Origin of the sequence: Thiohalomonas denitrificans, from assembly GCF_900102855.1 — a bacterium.
Lineage (GTDB): Bacteria > Pseudomonadota > Gammaproteobacteria > Thiohalomonadales > Thiohalomonadaceae > Thiohalomonas > Thiohalomonas denitrificans.
In genome coordinates this window covers 109188-124664 of record NZ_FMWD01000007.1, presented here as the reverse complement: position 1 = coordinate 124664, position 15477 = coordinate 109188, and the positions used below count along the sequence as shown (strand labels likewise).

17 protein-coding genes and 1 pseudogene are annotated in these 15477 nt (G+C 59.3%); 10 read left to right on the top strand and 8 right to left on the bottom strand.

Features of this window, described 5'->3' with window-relative positions; translation table 11 throughout:
• Window positions 1–31 precede the first annotated feature (31 nt).
• From BLP65_RS12040 to BLP65_RS12030, 3 genes are read left to right on the top strand one after another with little or no spacing between them, the layout of a single operon-like run.
• Window positions 32–727, top strand: a complete 696-nt coding sequence (locus BLP65_RS12040; RefSeq protein ID WP_092997462.1) for a succinate dehydrogenase iron-sulfur subunit — start codon at window positions 32–34, stop codon at window positions 725–727.
• Window positions 728–737: 10 nt separating this feature from the next.
• A complete protein-coding gene (locus BLP65_RS12035) occupies window positions 738–983 on the top strand; it encodes an FAD assembly factor SdhE (RefSeq protein ID WP_092997459.1) in 246 nt (81 codons plus the stop codon).
• Window positions 949–1434 (top strand): protein YgfX, encoded by a 486-nt coding sequence (locus BLP65_RS12030; protein WP_092997455.1) that lies wholly within the window; start codon window positions 949–951, stop codon window positions 1432–1434. The genes BLP65_RS12035 and BLP65_RS12030 overlap by 35 nt, the downstream gene beginning before the upstream one ends.
• Before the next feature lie 150 nt (window positions 1435–1584).
• Here the strand turns inward: BLP65_RS12030 and BLP65_RS12025 are convergent, their stop codons facing one another.
• The 6 genes from BLP65_RS12025 to BLP65_RS12000 form a co-directional block, all read right to left on the bottom strand.
• A complete protein-coding gene (locus BLP65_RS12025) occupies window positions 1585–2712 on the bottom strand; it encodes a 3-deoxy-7-phosphoheptulonate synthase (protein WP_092997788.1) in 1128 nt (375 codons plus the stop codon).
• An 89-nt stretch (window positions 2713–2801) separates the two neighbouring features.
• The gene (locus tag BLP65_RS12020; RefSeq protein ID WP_092997452.1) at window positions 2802–3692 is read right to left on the bottom strand and encodes a carbon-nitrogen hydrolase; all 891 of its coding nucleotides are present in this window, start codon (window positions 3690–3692) and stop codon (window positions 2802–2804) included.
• A 509-nt stretch (window positions 3693–4201) separates the two neighbouring features.
• Window positions 4202–5104 (bottom strand): cache domain-containing protein, encoded by a 903-nt coding sequence (locus BLP65_RS12015; RefSeq protein ID WP_092997449.1) that lies wholly within the window; start codon window positions 5102–5104, stop codon window positions 4202–4204.
• Between the two features lie 92 nt (window positions 5105–5196).
• Window positions 5197–5631, bottom strand: a complete 435-nt coding sequence (locus BLP65_RS12010; RefSeq protein ID WP_092997446.1) for a nuclear transport factor 2 family protein — start codon at window positions 5629–5631, stop codon at window positions 5197–5199.
• Between the two features lie 67 nt (window positions 5632–5698).
• A complete protein-coding gene (locus BLP65_RS12005) occupies window positions 5699–6172 on the bottom strand; it encodes a cupin domain-containing protein (protein WP_092997443.1) in 474 nt (157 codons plus the stop codon).
• Window positions 6173–6282: 110 nt separating this feature from the next.
• Entirely contained in the window at window positions 6283–7086 is an 804-nt protein-coding gene (locus tag BLP65_RS12000; protein ID WP_092997440.1) for a cache domain-containing protein, read from the bottom strand.
• Between the two features lie 174 nt (window positions 7087–7260).
• On the opposite strand from BLP65_RS12000, the gene BLP65_RS11995 reads away from it, so the two are divergent.
• From BLP65_RS11995 to BLP65_RS11970, 6 genes are all read left to right on the top strand, one after another.
• Entirely contained in the window at window positions 7261–8253 is a 993-nt protein-coding gene (locus tag BLP65_RS11995; protein ID WP_092997437.1) for an HlyD family secretion protein, read from the top strand.
• 2 nt (window positions 8254–8255) lie between these two features.
• Window positions 8256–10994, top strand: a complete 2739-nt coding sequence (gene rbbA / locus BLP65_RS11990; protein WP_092997434.1) for a ribosome-associated ATPase/putative transporter RbbA — start codon at window positions 8256–8258, stop codon at window positions 10992–10994.
• Complete coding sequence (locus BLP65_RS11985; protein ID WP_175452553.1) at window positions 10994–12124, top strand: ABC transporter permease; 1131 nt, start codon at window positions 10994–10996, stop codon at window positions 12122–12124. Before rbbA ends, BLP65_RS11985 begins: the two co-directional genes overlap by 1 nt.
• A gap of 218 nt (window positions 12125–12342) precedes the next feature.
• The gene (locus tag BLP65_RS11980) at window positions 12343–12639 is read left to right on the top strand and encodes a GYD domain-containing protein (RefSeq protein ID WP_175452552.1); all 297 of its coding nucleotides are present in this window, start codon (window positions 12343–12345) and stop codon (window positions 12637–12639) included.
• 56 nt (window positions 12640–12695) lie between these two features.
• Window positions 12696–13127, top strand: a complete 432-nt coding sequence (locus tag BLP65_RS11975) for a nucleoside deaminase (protein WP_217631986.1) — start codon at window positions 12696–12698, stop codon at window positions 13125–13127.
• 53 nt (window positions 13128–13180) lie between these two features.
• Window positions 13181–13411 carry a hypothetical protein gene (locus tag BLP65_RS11970; RefSeq protein ID WP_092997422.1) on the top strand — a complete coding sequence of 77 codons (231 nt, stop codon included), beginning with the start codon at window positions 13181–13183 and terminating at the stop codon, window positions 13409–13411.
• A gap of 139 nt (window positions 13412–13550) precedes the next feature.
• On the opposite strand, the gene BLP65_RS11965 is transcribed toward BLP65_RS11970, so the two are convergent.
• Entirely contained in the window at window positions 13551–14435 is an 885-nt protein-coding gene (locus tag BLP65_RS11965) for a sulfite exporter TauE/SafE family protein (RefSeq protein ID WP_092997419.1), read from the bottom strand.
• Between the two features lie 67 nt (window positions 14436–14502).
• Window positions 14503–14806, bottom strand: a pseudogene (locus tag BLP65_RS17430) (Fic family protein); the annotation flags it as partial.
• Window positions 14807–15043: 237 nt separating this feature from the next.
• On the opposite strand from BLP65_RS17430, the gene BLP65_RS11955 reads away from it, so the two are divergent.
• The coding region (locus tag BLP65_RS11955; protein ID WP_217631984.1) for a helix-turn-helix domain-containing protein at window positions 15044–15477 on the top strand (434 nt) is incomplete at its 3' end.

Sequence of the window (15477 nt, the reverse complement as noted above, 5' to 3'; positions counted from 1 at the left end):
TGCGTCCTTTGCGGTTAATGGGGTCTTAAACATGCAATTCAGCATCTACCGCTATACAGAAACCGACCGCGAGCCGTATATGCAGTCCTATACGCTCGACAGGGTCGAGAACGGCATGATGCTTCGTGATGCCCTGCTGGTCATCAAGGCGGAGCAGGATTCGACGCTGACCTTTCGACACTCCTGCGGAGAGGGGGTCTGCGGCTCCGACGGAATGAACATTAATGGCACCAACAAGTTGGCCTGCACGACCCTGCTCTCCGAATTGAAGGAGCCGGTGGAAGTGCGGCCGCTACCGGGGCAACCGGTGATCCGCGACCTGGTGGTGGACCTGACCCAGTTCTTCCGCCACTACCGGGCGGTGCGCCCCTATCTCACCGCCAAAAGTCCGGAGCCGGAGGTGGAGCGCCTGCAAACGCCGGAGGAGCGCGAGCAACTGGACGGACTCTACGAATGCATTCTCTGCGCCTGCTGTTCTACCGCTTGCCCCTCCTACTGGTGGAACCCGGAAAAATTCCGCGGCCCCGCGGCACTGTTGCAGGCCGCCCGCTTTCTGGCCGACTCCCGCGACGAAGACACCGATCGGCGTCTGGATGAGCTGGAGGGACCCTATAAACTGTTCCGCTGCCACACCATCCAGAACTGCACCAGCGTCTGCCCCAAAGGGCTCAATCCGAGCCGTGCCATCGGCGACATCCGCAAGCTGATGCTGCGGCGGAATCTTTGAAGAGCCAGCCATGAGCCAATCGCCTTCAAAGTTGTACTGGCGCTGCCGACGGGGAATGCTCGAACTCGATCTGCTTCTGCAGCGTTTTCTGGGGCATGGCTATGGTTCCATGGATGATCAGGGTCGGCGGGTCTTCGAGGAGGAGGTCCTGGAACTCTCCGACCAGGACCTGCATGATTACCTGTTCGGGACAAAGCAGCCGGACGACAAGGAAGTGGCACGTGTCATCGAATCCATACGCACCGCTCAGGATTGAACCTCGCGCTTCCCTTCTCCTGAAGCGGGTCATTATCGCCGTTTGCATCGGCGCCATTGCCAGTCTCTGGCTGACGCCACTGCCTTTTTCCCTCCGGCTTTTTCTCTCACTTCTCGCGGTGGCTGCGACGGCCCGAACCTGGCAAAAACGTCCGGAGCTTGGCGGCCCGCCGGTCTGGGTGGAGTGGAATCGCGAAGGGGAGTGGTACTGGCACGAGGCGGGCCACGCTCTACCTGCCGACCTGCTGGGTGATACCTACCTCAACGCCGGTCTGGTCATCCTCAATTTCCGTACCGAGGACGGCCGTCGCTCCCTGGTCCTTCCGCGTGATGCGTTGGACCCGGTGACGTTTCGAAGAGTGAAAGTACGGCTTCGGATCGAGGGAATAAAGCCCGATGAAGACTTCCCGATGAAAACACCTGCTGCAGAGTCGCAGAGGCGGAATCAGTGAATAACCACGGGGGACACGAGGATCACGGGGTAAACAATTGTTTTGAGTTTTTCTTTCCCCGTGCGCCCCGTGTTCCCCGTGGTTCGAAATCCAGCGGGGGCTGAATTCGAAATACATTCCCCGAATCCACGGCGCACGGTCCGTCTTCGCCTACGCCTCCTCGCTGCTACGACGCCGCTCAGCCCGTGCACAGCGTTTCTCGTATGCCTCACGAGCGATCTGCACATCATCCAGGAACCATGACAACTCATTGAGCTGGAGCGCCTGCGGACCGTCCACCAGGGCCTTGGTGGGGTGTGGGTGGAAATCTGCGAGCACCATGTTGGCGCCCGCGACGATCCCCTGGGCGGTAACGTGCATGACATCCAGCAGCCCATCGGGTGAGGCGTCCCTGGTGCCTACCGAGTGCGATGGGTCTACGCAGACGGGCATGCGGGTAAGACGTTTCACCACCGGCACATGGGAGAAGTCGACGAAGTTTCGATGCGGATCGCCCATGTTGGTCTTCATGCCGCGCAGGGCGAAGATCACCTTGCTGTTGCCTTCCGAGGCCAGGTATTCGGCCGCATTCAGCGACTCCTCGAGGGTGATGCCGAAGCCGCGTTTCAGAAGCACCGGGAGCTCCCGCTGGCGGCCGACCGCCTTGAGCAGTTCGAAATTCTGGGTATTGCGCGTGCCGATCTGAAGCATCACCCCGGTCGGGTTGCCGGTGGCGTGCAACGCATCGTGGATCTCGTCGACATGGGATTCGTGGGTGATCTCCATGGCGATCACCTTGATACCGTATTTGCCCGCCAGTTCGAACACGTAGGGGAGACAGGTCTTGCCGTGCCCCTGGAAAGAGTAGGGACTGGTGCGGGGCTTGTAGGCCCCCATACGGGTGCAGACCTGGCCATGCTCGGCCAGCGTCCGCATCATGATCTCCACATGTTCAGGGGTATCCACGGCGCACAGGCCGGCGAACACATGAAGATTGTCCTGTCCGAAGTGGACACCATTATAGTTGAACGAAGTGGGGCGCTGGTCATCCTTGTGACGGCCAAGGATGCGGTACTCCTCCGAGACGCGAACCACCCGCTCCACACCGGGCAGCACTGCGATATCGTCCATTTCCAGCGTCTTGGTGTTGCCGACCAGGTAAAGCTCGGTAAGCACCTGCTCGACGCCGCGCTCTTCGTGGACCCGAACACTGACGCCCGGCAGGTTGGAGAGGTACTCCATGACGGAATGGTACTCTTCCGTGTCCCGCTCCACATTCGGTTGAAGAATTACGATCATTTTGGCTTCGTCGAGGTTTGAATGGTAGAAAATGATGATAACCGATCTGCCGCAAGGTCGCAGAAGGCGCAGCCTCCGGAATCCGCTATTCACTCATCCCGAAACCGCTTGCCGAGATCTCCATAGGCATCGATCCGCCGATCCCTCAGGAAGGGCCAGATCCGCCGCACCGACTCGCTGCGTCCCAGATCCACGTCCACCACCAGAACCTCTTCACTCTCTTCACCGGCCCGCGCCAGGAACTCCCCCTGCGGTCCCGCAGCGAAACTCGACCCCCAGAAACGGGCACCTGAAGTGTGGCTGCTCGGGTCCGGCTCCGCACCGGTGCGGTTGCAGGCCAGTACCGGCAGGCCGTTGGCGACGGCATGACCACGCTGTACGGTGATCCAAGCCTCGCGCTGGCGCTCCTGTTCCGCGGCGTCATCTGCCGGGTCCCAGCCGATGGCGGTGGGGTAGAGGAGCAGTTCGGCCCCGGCCAGCGCCATCAGCCGGGCGGCTTCGGGAAACCACTGATCCCAGCAGACCAGCACACCGAGACGTCCCACCGCGGTATCGATGGGGGTGAAGCCGAGGTCGCCCGGGGTGAAATAGAACTTCTCGTAATAGCCCGGATCATCGGGAATATGCATCTTGCGGTAACGGCCCGCCAGCGAACCATCGCTGTCCAGCACCACCGCCGTATTGTGATAGAGGCCGGGGGCGCGGCGCTCGAAGAGCGAACCGACAATCACCACTCCCAATTCTGCGGCGACACGCCCTAGCGCCTCCGTCGAAGGCCCCGGGATCGGCTCGGCCAGGTCGAACTGACCGATATCCTCGCTCTGACAGAAATAACGTGAAGTATGCAGCTCTTGCAAAAGCACCAGCCGGGCACCACGGGACGCCGCCTCGCGAATTCCATCGAGGTCCTTGTTCAGATTGGTCTCACGATCCTCGCCGCAATCGTGCTGAACGAGGCCGACCGTCAGTATTCGGGACATTAGCACTCCCGCTCTTAAGAGAATCAAAGAAATCGAGGCGAGGGAGTTTCAGACCGCCCTGCGCAACGGACGATAATACTGCAATTCAGATGCGGGAACAGTGGTGGAGTTCCACCGGCTGGCGAGCCGCTATTGATCCTGAAGGGTCACTCAATCGTTCTTTGCAAGCCACGGTTCAGTGGCCGAAAGCGGACTTCGGCCATGGAGTCATTCCCACGGAGGCCCTGGGCCGTGCTCGTCTTTCAGCGATTTCGGCTAATCTTCCATGACTACTTATGACTAAATACGTGTTCTAAATTGGTGTCCATGCATGTAGGAGCGACGGAAGTCGCGATAGCGCCGAATCGCGGCTTCCGTCGCTCCTACATGTATCTCGGTATGTCACCGAAGGAGCCTGTTGGACATGATTTCGGAACAGCTATTTAGACACTCCAAGAAGAGTGCATCTCCATTCTTTTTTCTTGTTAGTCAGAGGAAATTGAATGTCGGGAACCTTGACTTGTTCACCGTTACTTCGGTTCATACATCCCGGCACCGACAATCCACTCTTCACCGTTGGCGCGCACGCGTCGTACGTGAGCTACCTTGCGTACCGGCTCGGCAGATCCGGGTCGGGGCCAGTAGTACTCCACCCAGGCGCTCCCTTCCGCGGTTCGGGTGATCATCTCCTTCACGAGACGATTGCCGGCGGCATCTTCGTACTCCATGAGATTGCGCCCCTCGAGGTTGGGGAATGCCGGGTTTACCAGTTCGGTCCCGGTGGTATCCAGCACGAAGACATAGGTGTCCATGAAGATGAACTTGTCCGACTCATTGCGCAGTTGGGAGAATGCGGCCTGGCTCTGCTCTTCCAGGAGTTTGGCTGCGTCATCGACCAGATCGACCAGGATAGCCCGTGTCAGCGGCATGTCGTACTGCCCGGAGCCAACCAGATAGCGCTCGCCGTCAGGATCGACGGCGCTTTGGATGTAGGTTGACTTCCATGCGGGAAATAGCTCGTTCGGCCGGGGCCATTGGTAGTGGACCCAGCCATGCCCCGGCTCTATGGCCGCTTGCTGCACGAACCAGGCGCCGATGGGTTTGTCGTTGACGTCCTTTAGACCAAGCATATTCTTTCCCTCGCCGGAAGGGTCCGGCGGGTAGACGTACCTTGTGCCGTCCAGGCCCCACACGAAGATGTAGCGCTCCCCCTGGAACCATTTACCCCCTCGCTTTCGAAAATCGTCGAATGCCGCCTTACCTTCCTGCTCAAGCTTGTGGGCGGCCTGTTTCACAAAAGCGGAGAGCTGCTCGTGACTCAGCGCCTTTTCGGCCTGCGCCGGACCGGTCGTAACGAGGCAAAGCAATGTAAGAATTGCGTTGAGAAAGCCGGGCCATGCGTTACCCGGCTGGAGAAAGGACTTCCGTGCCATGAGAGAGTTCCTTCTGATGTAAAGTTGATATGTATTCCTATGGGTGAGGCAGGTTTCCTGCCGAAGCGGTGGCCTGCCACCCGTTCGCACGCCTATTGGCTCGGAAACGAGCGTCCTTTTTCCTGCCCGGACATGGGGACGGACAGGTGCCACTGATCTATTAGCCAGTGGCCATCACGTTTGTCCATGACAGCAGTCACCCGCCCGGGGAGCGTTATCTCTTTGCCGTTCGTCTTTGCCCTCAGTGTGACATCAGCTGCCACCCAAGCCACCGGTCCTGCACTGGAAACAGAGACTCCGCCCCAGTCGATCGATGCCGACTCGCTTTGCGACCAGTCTCGGTGCAGTTGCTCTCCGATGTCGGACAGTCCCACTCGCTCTTCATCGCTGCCAGTGCCGAAGAATGTCACATCTGGATCCGGGGCGAGCGTGGCCTTCAAGCTATCCATATCCCGCTTGGCAAAGGCGTCAGCGAATCGGTTTAGGGTGTCTTTCACCTCTGACGTAGTCTGATTGTCCGCTTTCATGTTTGCCACCGTATGAATGATTTTGTAAACATTGTGCCGCTCTCTATCGTGCGTTTGCCCGGGAAACTTACCCGGATCCGGGCTCCTCCGCTTCCGGGGTGGTTACCGTATTGGCGATCCCTTGCGCGCCCATATAAAACGCCACCATTTCAACGGGCTCCATGCCCGTATTTCGCGCGTTGAGCAAGGAATCCATCGCCTCGACGATTGCGTCTCCCTGACGGTAGGTGATGACCTCGCCAGTCTCCCTCTCCACCTCGAGCGTGCCTCGGATAACATACCCATAGACCGGGATTGGGTGGTAATGCCACCCCGTTTCCGCTCCCGGCGGTAGCTCTACGACGTTGGCGGTCACTTCCGGCTTGTCGGTACGCGGATAATTGACGGGCTCGCCACCGGCAGTGACTGCAGTCTTTGCGATTTCCCGGACGATTACCTCCGTCCCGGATTCATCGCCTGACGCAGACAATGCTAATGAGGAAGTGATGGCGAGGAGGACGGACCCAATGAGGCGAGCTGACGTGTTCGCGTAAAGTGACACGGGCGTTCTCCTTCAGGCCCTTTCATCAGAACCTAGTACACCTGAGCTTCATACGCCCATCCGCTGTGCAAATCAGATTTTCAACCCGTGTCCGGCGGTGCCGGGCTTCTTTATCTACCCTCGGGAGCGACCCCGAAAGCATGCCACCAACCGGTTACCGGTGATCGACGGAATAGCACCGTTCTACCCCTGCCCCGGAAGCGGTAATTCACCATCCCCTGTTCTGTGGACAGAATCTCCTTAACGGCTCTAATCAAATCTTCCTCAGCTGTTTTCTCAGGTTCAAGGAAGATCAGGCTGGGATCCCATTCCAGGGAAAAGCGTCCCGTATGGTCGAACGCGTAGAAGATCACGCGATCGTCCAGGTCCATCTCCTGGCTCAAGCGAGCCGATAGCCGGTCCAGGTAGATCGACGCTCCCAGGACCCCGAAAACCGCATGCCCCGCTCCATGAACGGGCACCGCCACAATGGCAGCCGGCTTGCCCGTACTCTTACTGACCACCAGCTCGCCGATGATCGTCTGCCCGGCCAGGACCTTGGGGAAGTAATCTCGCTGCGCGAGGTTTGCGGGTTCTTTGCCGTTCTGTACGCTCCAGTAGGAGCCATTGGGCAGGGCAAACCAATTCAGTGCGGCGACATTTCGTTTCGCCACCTCCGCCAAGGGCCCCTTGATCTGCGCCCAATCACCGGACTGCGCAGCACCACTGAGGGCTAGGACGTGCAAGGAGTCCACCATCTTTTGAAAATGGGCTTCGCTTAGTGAAACCAGCGATGCAAGGCCGATTTTACCGTCGATGCTGATGGCCGATTCCGCAACCGGCTTGGCCTGTTCCACCCCGCCGGGACCCGCGCATGCGAAGAGACTGGCAGTCGTGACGACAAGTGCTAGCCCAAATCTTGGCGAATGACGCATGAGTCACCTCCTTCGGTCACCGGCTCCCCCATGGAGTCAGCATAGATTTCCGCGAGGCTAGCCTGTGCCCATGGGTGGTTTAAGGCGCCCCTCGACAGTCGCTGACTATACTCACCATTGACTGCACACGGTGGTGGCGCAGACGCGTCGCCTAACTGAAGAGGCCCCACCGAGATGTTCCGTTCCAGGCGAAGATGGCTGATCACCGCGTCTGTCGCACTCTTTTTCCTGCTCGCTTTCATCCTCACCGTTAAGTGGGTCGGGCGTCCCGATCTACCCGAGGGAATTGCCTCGGCCAATGGACGTCTGGAGGCGACACAAGTTGATATCGCCACCAAGAATGCTGGACGCCTGAGCGAAGTACTGGTATCCGAGGGCGATAACGTCCGAAAGGCCCAGGTGGTTGCCCGGATGGATGTGACCAGTTTGGAGGCGAACCTTCGCCAGGCTCAGGCCGAATTCCAGGAAGCCGTGCAGGCCATGTACGCCGCCAGAGCCAAGGTTGCGCAGGAGGAGAGCGCCGTTGAATTTGCGGCCGCCGAGTTCAGCCGCAACCAGGACCTGCTCAACCAGCAGCTCATTCCCCAGCAGCAAGCCGATTTGGCCCGTAGTCGGCTGCGAAGCGAAAGGGCTGCACTAGCTGCCGCCCGAGCCTCTGTAAGCCAAGCCGAGGCTTCCATCGCGGCGGCCCAGGCAAAAATCGACGCGATCCAGGCCGAACTGGACGACAGCATCCTCAAGTCTCCCATCACGGCACGCGTTCTTTATCGCTTGGCCGAACCGGGTGAAGTCCTTCCCGTTGGCGGGAAGGTTTTGACGCTCATCGATCGCAAAGATATCTATATGACCGCATTTTTCCCCACTCAACAGGCTGGCCAGACAGGCGTCGGTTCGGAAGCACGCATCGTGCTGGATGCCCGCCCCGAGGTACCGCTGCCCGCCCGTATATCGTTTATCTCTCCGGAGGCCCAATTCACACCGAAGGAGGTGGAAACCGAAAGCGAGCGCGAGAAGCTTGTGTTCCGGGTCAGGGCTCATGTGGACCCGAGTCTGATCGAGGAGCGTCTGGGAGGCATAGCAACCGGTGTCCCCGGTACGCTCCATGTGCGTGTCGAACCACTCACCGCATGGCCGGAGCACCTACAGCCACTTGCCGCTGAAGATTGATCATGGGCGAGGCGGTCGGGGCCAGGAACTTGAGCCACCGGTACCGCGGTACCGCGGCCCTCGCGGATCTTGATTTGAGCATCCCGGCCGGGAGCCTTATGGGTGTAATCGGTCCGGATGGCGTCGGAAAATCCACGCTACTCTCGCTGATTGCGGGCGCGCGCAAGCTACAAGAAGGAACCCTTCGGGTTCTAAATGGGGATATTCGCAGCCGTACCCATCGCACTGCCATTCAGTCCCGCGTCGCCTATATGCCCCAGGGACTTGGACGCAACCTCTATCTCAACCTCTCGATTTTCGAAAATATCGACTTCTTTGGCCGTCTGTTCGGCCAGGGACGCGTCGAACGGCAGTGGCGGATCGAAGAGCTCCTTGCCGCGACCGGCCTGAGCCCTTTCCGTGATCGGCCTGCCGGAAAGCTCTCCGGCGGCATGAAACAGAAGCTCGGGCTCTGTTGCGCCCTCATCCATGATCCCGACCTGCTCATTCTGGATGAACCCACCACCGGCTTCGATCCTCTCTCCCGCCACCAGTTCTGGGAGCTCATCGCGGAGCTCCGAACTCGCCGCCGGGGCATGACCATTCTGGTGGCGACAGCCTCCCTGGAGGAGGCCAGGGCCCTCGAACAGGTCGTCGTCATGGACTCGGGACGCATCCTTGCAGAGGGCCGCCTGAACGAACTGATGGCGCAAACCGCCGCCGAGAGCCTGGATGAGTTATTCATCCGCCTGCTGCCGGAGGAACGCCGAAAAACACACAAGGTGCTTTCGATGCCGGATCGCTGGTGCCGGCCCGGCGCCCCCGCCGCCATTGCCGCCGAAGGGCTCACTCGCCGTTTCGGTGACTTCACCGCGGTGGACCACGTCTCCTTCAATATCGGGTGCGGCGAGATTTTCGGCTTTCTCGGCTCCAACGGCTGCGGCAAGACCACCACGATGAAGATGCTCACCGGACTGCTGCCATTGACCGAAGGCAAGGCGTGGTTGTACGACAAACCGGTCGACGCCAGTGACATCGAGAACCGCCGGCACATCGGCTACATGTCACAGGATTTTTCGCTCTATCGTGAACTGACCGTGCGGCAGAATCTGACCATGCATGCGCGGCTGTTTCACCTGCCCACTGAGCAGATCCCATCGCGTGTCGAGCAACTGGTTGAGCGCTTCGAGCTTTCCCCCTATCTCGACAAGTTTGCCGGGTCGCTACCGATGGGGATACGCCAACGCCTCTCCCTCGCCGTTGCGATCATTCACCGACCGGAAATCCTCATCCTTGACGAACCCACCTCCGGTGTCGACCCGATGGCGAGGGACAGCTTTTGGGAGCTGCTGCTCGACCTCTCGCGAAACCAAGGGGTCACTATCTTCGTCTCCACCCACTTCATGGACGAGGCGGCCCGTTGCGATCGTATATCCCTGATGCACGCCGGCCGGGTGCTCGCGATCGGCAGCCCGGATGAATTGAAACGGGAAAAGGACGCGACAACGCTCGAAGAGGCCTTTGTGGGCTATCTCAAAGAGGCTGCGCCGGAGGCCGGTCCGATACCGGAGACCAAAACAAAAGCGGCCACCGCGAACGCCGTGGCACGGCCAAAAACCGGTACATCGGTGCTCGCCCGCCTGTTCGACATAAGGCGGACCTATGCTTACGGGCGTCGTGAAGCCCTCGAACTGCTCCGCGATCCGGTCCGGCTGGTATTCGCCCTGTTCGGTACCGTTGTTCTGATGATTGCTTTCGGCTACGGCATCAGCCTCGATGTCGAGGATTTGCCATTTGCGGTGTTGGACCAGGACCGAACGCCCGAGAGCCGCGCCTATATCGAGAACATATCCAGCTCCCGCTACTTCAATGAGCAGGAGTCGATCCGAACCAGCAAAGAACTCGACCGACGCATGCGTATCGGCGAACTGGCATTGGCCATCGAAATCCCGGAAGGTTTCGGCCGGTATTTGCGCCGGGGCACCTTTACACAGGCGGCAGCATGGGTCGACGGGACCAATCCGTTCCGGGCTGAAACGATTCGGGGCTATACGCAAAGGCTGCATGAGCGCTTCCTGAAAGAGCTGGCGGCAGAGAGAGGCACGGTCGAGTCGCTACCTGTCGATGTGGAGACCCGGTTTTTTTATAACGAGGATTTTCAGAGCGTTGCTGCCATGGTGCCCGGGGTAATCGGGTTCCTCCTTATCGTTATTCCCGCTCTGCTTACGGCACTCGGCGTCGTTCGAGAGAAGGAGTTGGGATCGATCACCAATCTTTACGTTACGCCGGTCACCCGCCTCGAATTCCTGCTTGGCAAACAGCTCCCTTATATATTGCTGGCGATGATTAATTACGCGGTTCTGGTGTTGATGGCAGTCACCATTTTCGGCGTACCTTTCAAAGGGAGCTTGGCCGCTCTGACGCTAGCCGCTCTGCTCTATGTCACCGCAGCTACCGGAATCGGCATCCTGGTCTCCTCCTTCACCAACTCGCAGATAGCGGCGCTTTTTGCTGCCGGTATCCTCACGTTACTCCCTGCAACTAACTTCTCGGGGCTCATCGATCCCGTTCATTCACTCCAGGGTCCGGCGCGATTTATCGGCGAGCATTACCCGACCACCTACTTTATCGAAGCCAGTGTCGGGGCGTTCAGTAAAGGCCTGGGATTGAGCGGCCTGCTGCCCTTCATCCAGGTGCTTGCCGTCATGGCGCCCCTTTTCACCCTGCTGGGCCTGCTGTTTCTGCGAAAACAGGAGCGCTGATGAATCGGCGACTAAGAAATATCTTCGACTTGGGAGTTAAGGAGCTTCGCAGTCTTCGACGTGATCCAGTGCTTCTGTTCCTGGTCGGCTGGGCCTTTACAGTCGGCGTGATCACACCCGGCCGGGGCGCAGGGGATGCATCCGTGCACAACGCACGTATCGCCATCGTCGATGAGGACCGCTCCGCATTGTCGGAGCGAATAGCCGATTCCTTTTATCCACCGTACTTCCGGCCACCCCGAAATATCCCCTTGTCTGCTGCCGAACCACTGATGGACCAGGGCGAAATTACCTTCGTTCTGGTCATCCCGCAGGGGTTCGAGCGGGACCTGATAGGCGACCGATCCGATGTTCAGCTTCTCGTTGATGCCACACGAATGAAGCAGGCCGGCATCGGCGCCGGCTACATCGAGCGTATCGTCAGGGGACAGGTGAAGGAGTTTCTGGAGAAGACCCGGCGGGAGGCCCCGGTAACTGCGGATCTGGTGGTCAGGACGAAGTTCAACCCCAACCTCGTACCCGCTGGATTCCAGGGGTTGGTCGCCCTCATCAATCACACCACCCTGCTCACCGTCCTATTGACCGGCGCCGCCGTTATTCGCGAACGCGAGTATGGCACCATCGAGCACGCGCTCGCGATGCCCATCACTTCCGTGGAAATCATGTTGGGGAAGCTCTGGGCCACCGCCTTGGTGATGACGGCGGTCGTTATCACCTCTCTGACGCTCGTCGTAAGAGGCGTCCTGGACCAGGCCATCGCGGGCTCTCTGCCGCTGCTGGTCACCGGCGTTGTTATCTATCTCTTTGCCGCCACCTCCATCGGTATTTTCCTTGCCACGGTTGCCCGCACCATGCCTCAGCTGGGGTTGCTGGCCGTTATGGTGGTGATTCCGATGAATATGCTATCCGGCAACAACACCCCTTTGGAAGCACAGCCGGTGGTGTTGCAGTGGCTTATGCAGTTCTCGCCCTCAACCCACTTTGTCAGCGTGGCACAGGCGGTAATTTTCCGCGGAGCCACACTGGCGGAGGTCTGGATCCAGCTTTCAGTCACCGCTGGAATCGGAGTTGCCCTTTTCCTCCTGGCACTGCTGCGATTCCGGAGCAGCATGGCAGCCGCGCGTGGCTAAAATTCGGCGCCAGGAAAAGGAAATACTGCGGGAGTGACTACAATACGAGTACACGCTGGAATCATTTTTTGGAAGAGCCGTACGCGGCAGAGTGCATCATCGAAACACCGAAGGAGAATTGTATGAGCGGCAGGACGCTGGCACTACTTCTCTCATTGGTACTCATTCTTTTATCTACTCAATCCTTTGCACAACAACCGGAGCAGGGAGGTGAACCGATGAAACTGTATGCAATCTTCTTTGGCTTCACTGCGCAGGGCATCGAAAACATCAGACAGAGTCCGGCACGGGTGGAGACCGCGAAGGAGATCGTGCGGAGTCTGGGCGGTGAGATGAAGACCTTCTACGGAATCCTGGGCAGCGAATTCGATACGATCTTCATTCTCGAAGCCCCCAGCGACGAGGCCGTCGCCAAAATGGCCCTTGTCATCGCCTCGGGCGGTAACGTTCGGACCCAAACCCATCGGCTGTTTACGGAAGAGCAGTACGGCAATCTGATTTCGGAATTACCCTAGTGGCCCACTAAGCCCGCCAAACGGTATGAGCGATGGACGCTAAGGATTGGCTTGCCATGCTAAAACCCGCTTACGAAGAGGCGCACGCCGGCTTCGAGGAGGGCGGCGTGCCCGTCGGCGCAGCCATGTTCGACTCACGGGGGAGAGTGCTGAGCCGCGGCCGTAATCGGCGGGTGCAGGATAACGATCCTTCAGCCCACGGTGAAACCGACGCGTTTCGAAAAGCGGGTCGGCAAACCACCTACCGTGACAAGATTCTCGTCACCACGCTGGCACCGTGCTGGTATTGTTCAGGACTGATCCGCCAGTTTCGCATCGGAACGGTCGTTGTCGGCGAGTCCGAAAACTTCGCCGGTCACCTGGATTGGCTCCGCGAAGCGGGGATTCAGGTGGTTGAGCTCAATGACCCTGAATGCACCGAGCTGATGCGGCGATTCATTCAGCAATCCCCCAATATCTGGAATGAAGACATTGGCGAGAGTGAATAGAGGCGGGGCCATTTACGGACCCGCATAGTACGATTCAGCAAGGAGCTTAACTCATGACCGAACGACAGCGGGACCGCGCACAGAAAGTCGTAGAGTCCTTTCGGGTACTGCTGGACAAGAAAACACTTGAAACGATTCCGGACAATGACTTTGAACAGTTGGCGCTCTTCGTCCAGGAGGCCCTCTCGGATGAGCTGCATGATGCTGCCGAACAGGTGGAAGAGCTGGCCCGAAAGATGCGCTCGGGCACGAGCCTGAGCGATGTCGGTATGGATGTTATGTAGAGGTACGGTCACCAACTTGCAAGCTGCTTGATAAGCGGACGCTGACCCACTGGTGGGATGCGCTTGATGGACCTTCACGGCGGGGCATGAACCATAAGATCATTGATGGGACACCGCTCGACCGAAGTGACCTGCCCATTTACTTCCCAACGAAAAACTCGTAAACGTAACCCACCGCAGGACCCACCAGGCAGACAACGAGCAACAACTTCAGCGTACGGGCGGGGACGTAACGCTGAAGCCGCGCCCCGCTATACATGCCAGCAGCACCGCCCAGGCCGAATAGCAGACCGAGGCCCCAATCCGGGGCGACCGCCATATCGGGAAAAACCGGGGCAATAAAGTGGTAAAAGGCGACTCCCGCGACCGAGGTGACCAACGTGCCCAGCAGCGCGGCCCCGGCGACCGTATGCACCGGCAGTGCGAACAGGCTGACCAGAAACGGGGCGATGATCGCTCCGCCACCGATCCCGTACGCGCCGCCGATCACACCAACAATCAGGGCCAGGGCAAACACGCCCCAGCGATTGGCGGTGAACAGTTCGCCGCCGTAGCGATAGGCGATACGGGAGGGAATGCGCGCAGGTACCACAGTCGCATTTTGAGGCGGGCCCTCCGACCGTCGGCCTCGCGAGAGGATGTCACGCCCGAGTTGCAGCCCGATGTAGAGCAGAACCGCTGCTACAAAAAGCTTGAAGTCACGGGCGCCCGGCAGCAAGGCAATGCGTAGCAGAGCACCAAGTGCCACGCCCGGTAGTGTCCCCGCCACGATAACCCACGCCAGAGGCCAGACCATGCGCCCCTCTCGCAGGTAACGATAGATCCCGCTCGGCGTGGCCACTACGTTAAACACCTGGTTGGTGGCACTGACCGCCGGGCTGGTGAAGCCAAGGACGCTCACCTGAAACGGCAGCAACAGGAAGGCGCCCGAAACGCCACCCATGGAGGTGAACAGCGAGATCGCAAACCCCACCAGCGGGGGGAGCCATGGCGAGACCTCTACCCCCGCGACATCGAAATACATCGGCTCCTGCTCCAGAGTTTTTGTGCCTGTGCAGACTGCCCGTATTCGGCGCCAATCTGCAAGCAAGCTACGGCAGTTCAGTACCGCGACTCATGATCTCGATATAGCCCGCATAGCTGAACAGCCGGTTGCGCTTCCGGGCGGTCAGCTCCTTCACGATGTCGAGCTGCTCCAGGTGGACGAGGGCCTTGTTGACGGCCGCCGGGGTGATGCCGGTCTTCTCCACCAGCGAGTCCGAGGTGGCGAAGGGATGCTCCATCAGCGCACGGTGAACCTGAAGGGTGGTGCCGCCGCCCGACCCAGGCCGCTGATCTTGTAACGGTCCCGGTTGGACAGCTCGAGGAGTAGCTGGCCGTTTCCACCGCCTGGGTGCGAAAATCCTAAAATAAAGAGTCGGGAAGGGCCAATTAAACGGATTTCCTAATTGGTTGTGTTCATCTCAACCCATTGGAAACTATAGATTTCGGTATGGTGCGGCTTCGAAGAAAGGCGCAGGAATATCTTGACTCCTAACAGACAACTAGATGTGATCTCTCAGTAGATTGTTCATCCGGAGCCTACCCGGAAGAATGGAGGTGCAAACCAAAACCAACCTCCAGGAGGCCCGGATGAACAAACATAAGAATGAACGTTTAACGGTCCATGGTCGAGCCCTGTTAGTGCGCAGGGTGGTCCACGAGGGACTCAGGCCTGAGGAGGTCGCGCAAGCCATGGGGGTGAGTGTGCGAACGGTTTACAAGTGGGTCCGACGCTATCTCGAAGAGGGCGAAGCCGGTCTGGAGAACCGCTCGTCACGCCCGCGCAGCCGCCCCTTGGCCACGCCCGAGCCACTCATCAGGGAGGTCATTGCCCGTCGCCGACAGCGCCAGACCTACCGCCAGATTGCCGAGGCGGTCGGTATTGGGCAAAGCACAGTAGCCAGGATTCTTAAACGTGCGGGCCTCAACCGTCTGGCGGCACTGGAACCGGCCCGGCCCGACAACCGCTATGAACACGAGGCTCCCGGCGACCTGCTGCATCTGGATATCAAGAAACTGGGGCG

Excerpts from the sequence above, each read along its gene's own strand:
- BLP65_RS12040 (WP_092997462.1), top strand. The coding sequence starts at position 32 with ATGCAATTCAGCATCTACCGCTATACAGAAACCGACCGCGAGCCGTAT.
- BLP65_RS12035 (WP_092997459.1), top strand. The coding sequence starts at position 738 with ATGAGCCAATCGCCTTCAAAGTTGTACTGGCGCTGCCGACGGGGAATG.
- BLP65_RS12025 (WP_092997788.1), bottom strand. The coding sequence starts at position 2,712 with ATGATCGTAATTCTTCAACCGAATGTGGAGCGGGACACGGAAGAGTAC.
- BLP65_RS12020 (WP_092997452.1), bottom strand. The coding sequence starts at position 3,692 with ATGTCCCGAATACTGACGGTCGGCCTCGTTCAGCACGATTGCGGCGAG.
- BLP65_RS12015 (WP_092997449.1), bottom strand. The coding sequence starts at position 5,104 with ATGGCACGGAAGTCCTTTCTCCAGCCGGGTAACGCATGGCCCGGCTTT.
- BLP65_RS12010 (WP_092997446.1), bottom strand. The coding sequence starts at position 5,631 with ATGAAAGCGGACAATCAGACTACGTCAGAGGTGAAAGACACCCTAAAC.
- BLP65_RS12000 (WP_092997440.1), bottom strand. The coding sequence starts at position 7,086 with ATGCGTCATTCGCCAAGATTTGGGCTAGCACTTGTCGTCACGACTGCC.
- BLP65_RS11995 (WP_092997437.1), top strand. The coding sequence starts at position 7,261 with ATGTTCCGTTCCAGGCGAAGATGGCTGATCACCGCGTCTGTCGCACTC.
- rbbA (WP_092997434.1), top strand. The coding sequence starts at position 8,256 with ATGGGCGAGGCGGTCGGGGCCAGGAACTTGAGCCACCGGTACCGCGGT.
- BLP65_RS11985 (WP_175452553.1), top strand. The coding sequence starts at position 10,994 with ATGAATCGGCGACTAAGAAATATCTTCGACTTGGGAGTTAAGGAGCTT.
- BLP65_RS11980 (WP_175452552.1), top strand. The coding sequence starts at position 12,343 with ATGAAACTGTATGCAATCTTCTTTGGCTTCACTGCGCAGGGCATCGAA.
- BLP65_RS11975 (WP_217631986.1), top strand. The coding sequence starts at position 12,696 with ATGCTAAAACCCGCTTACGAAGAGGCGCACGCCGGCTTCGAGGAGGGC.
- BLP65_RS11970 (WP_092997422.1), top strand. The coding sequence starts at position 13,181 with ATGACCGAACGACAGCGGGACCGCGCACAGAAAGTCGTAGAGTCCTTT.
- BLP65_RS11965 (WP_092997419.1), bottom strand. The coding sequence starts at position 14,435 with ATGTATTTCGATGTCGCGGGGGTAGAGGTCTCGCCATGGCTCCCCCCG.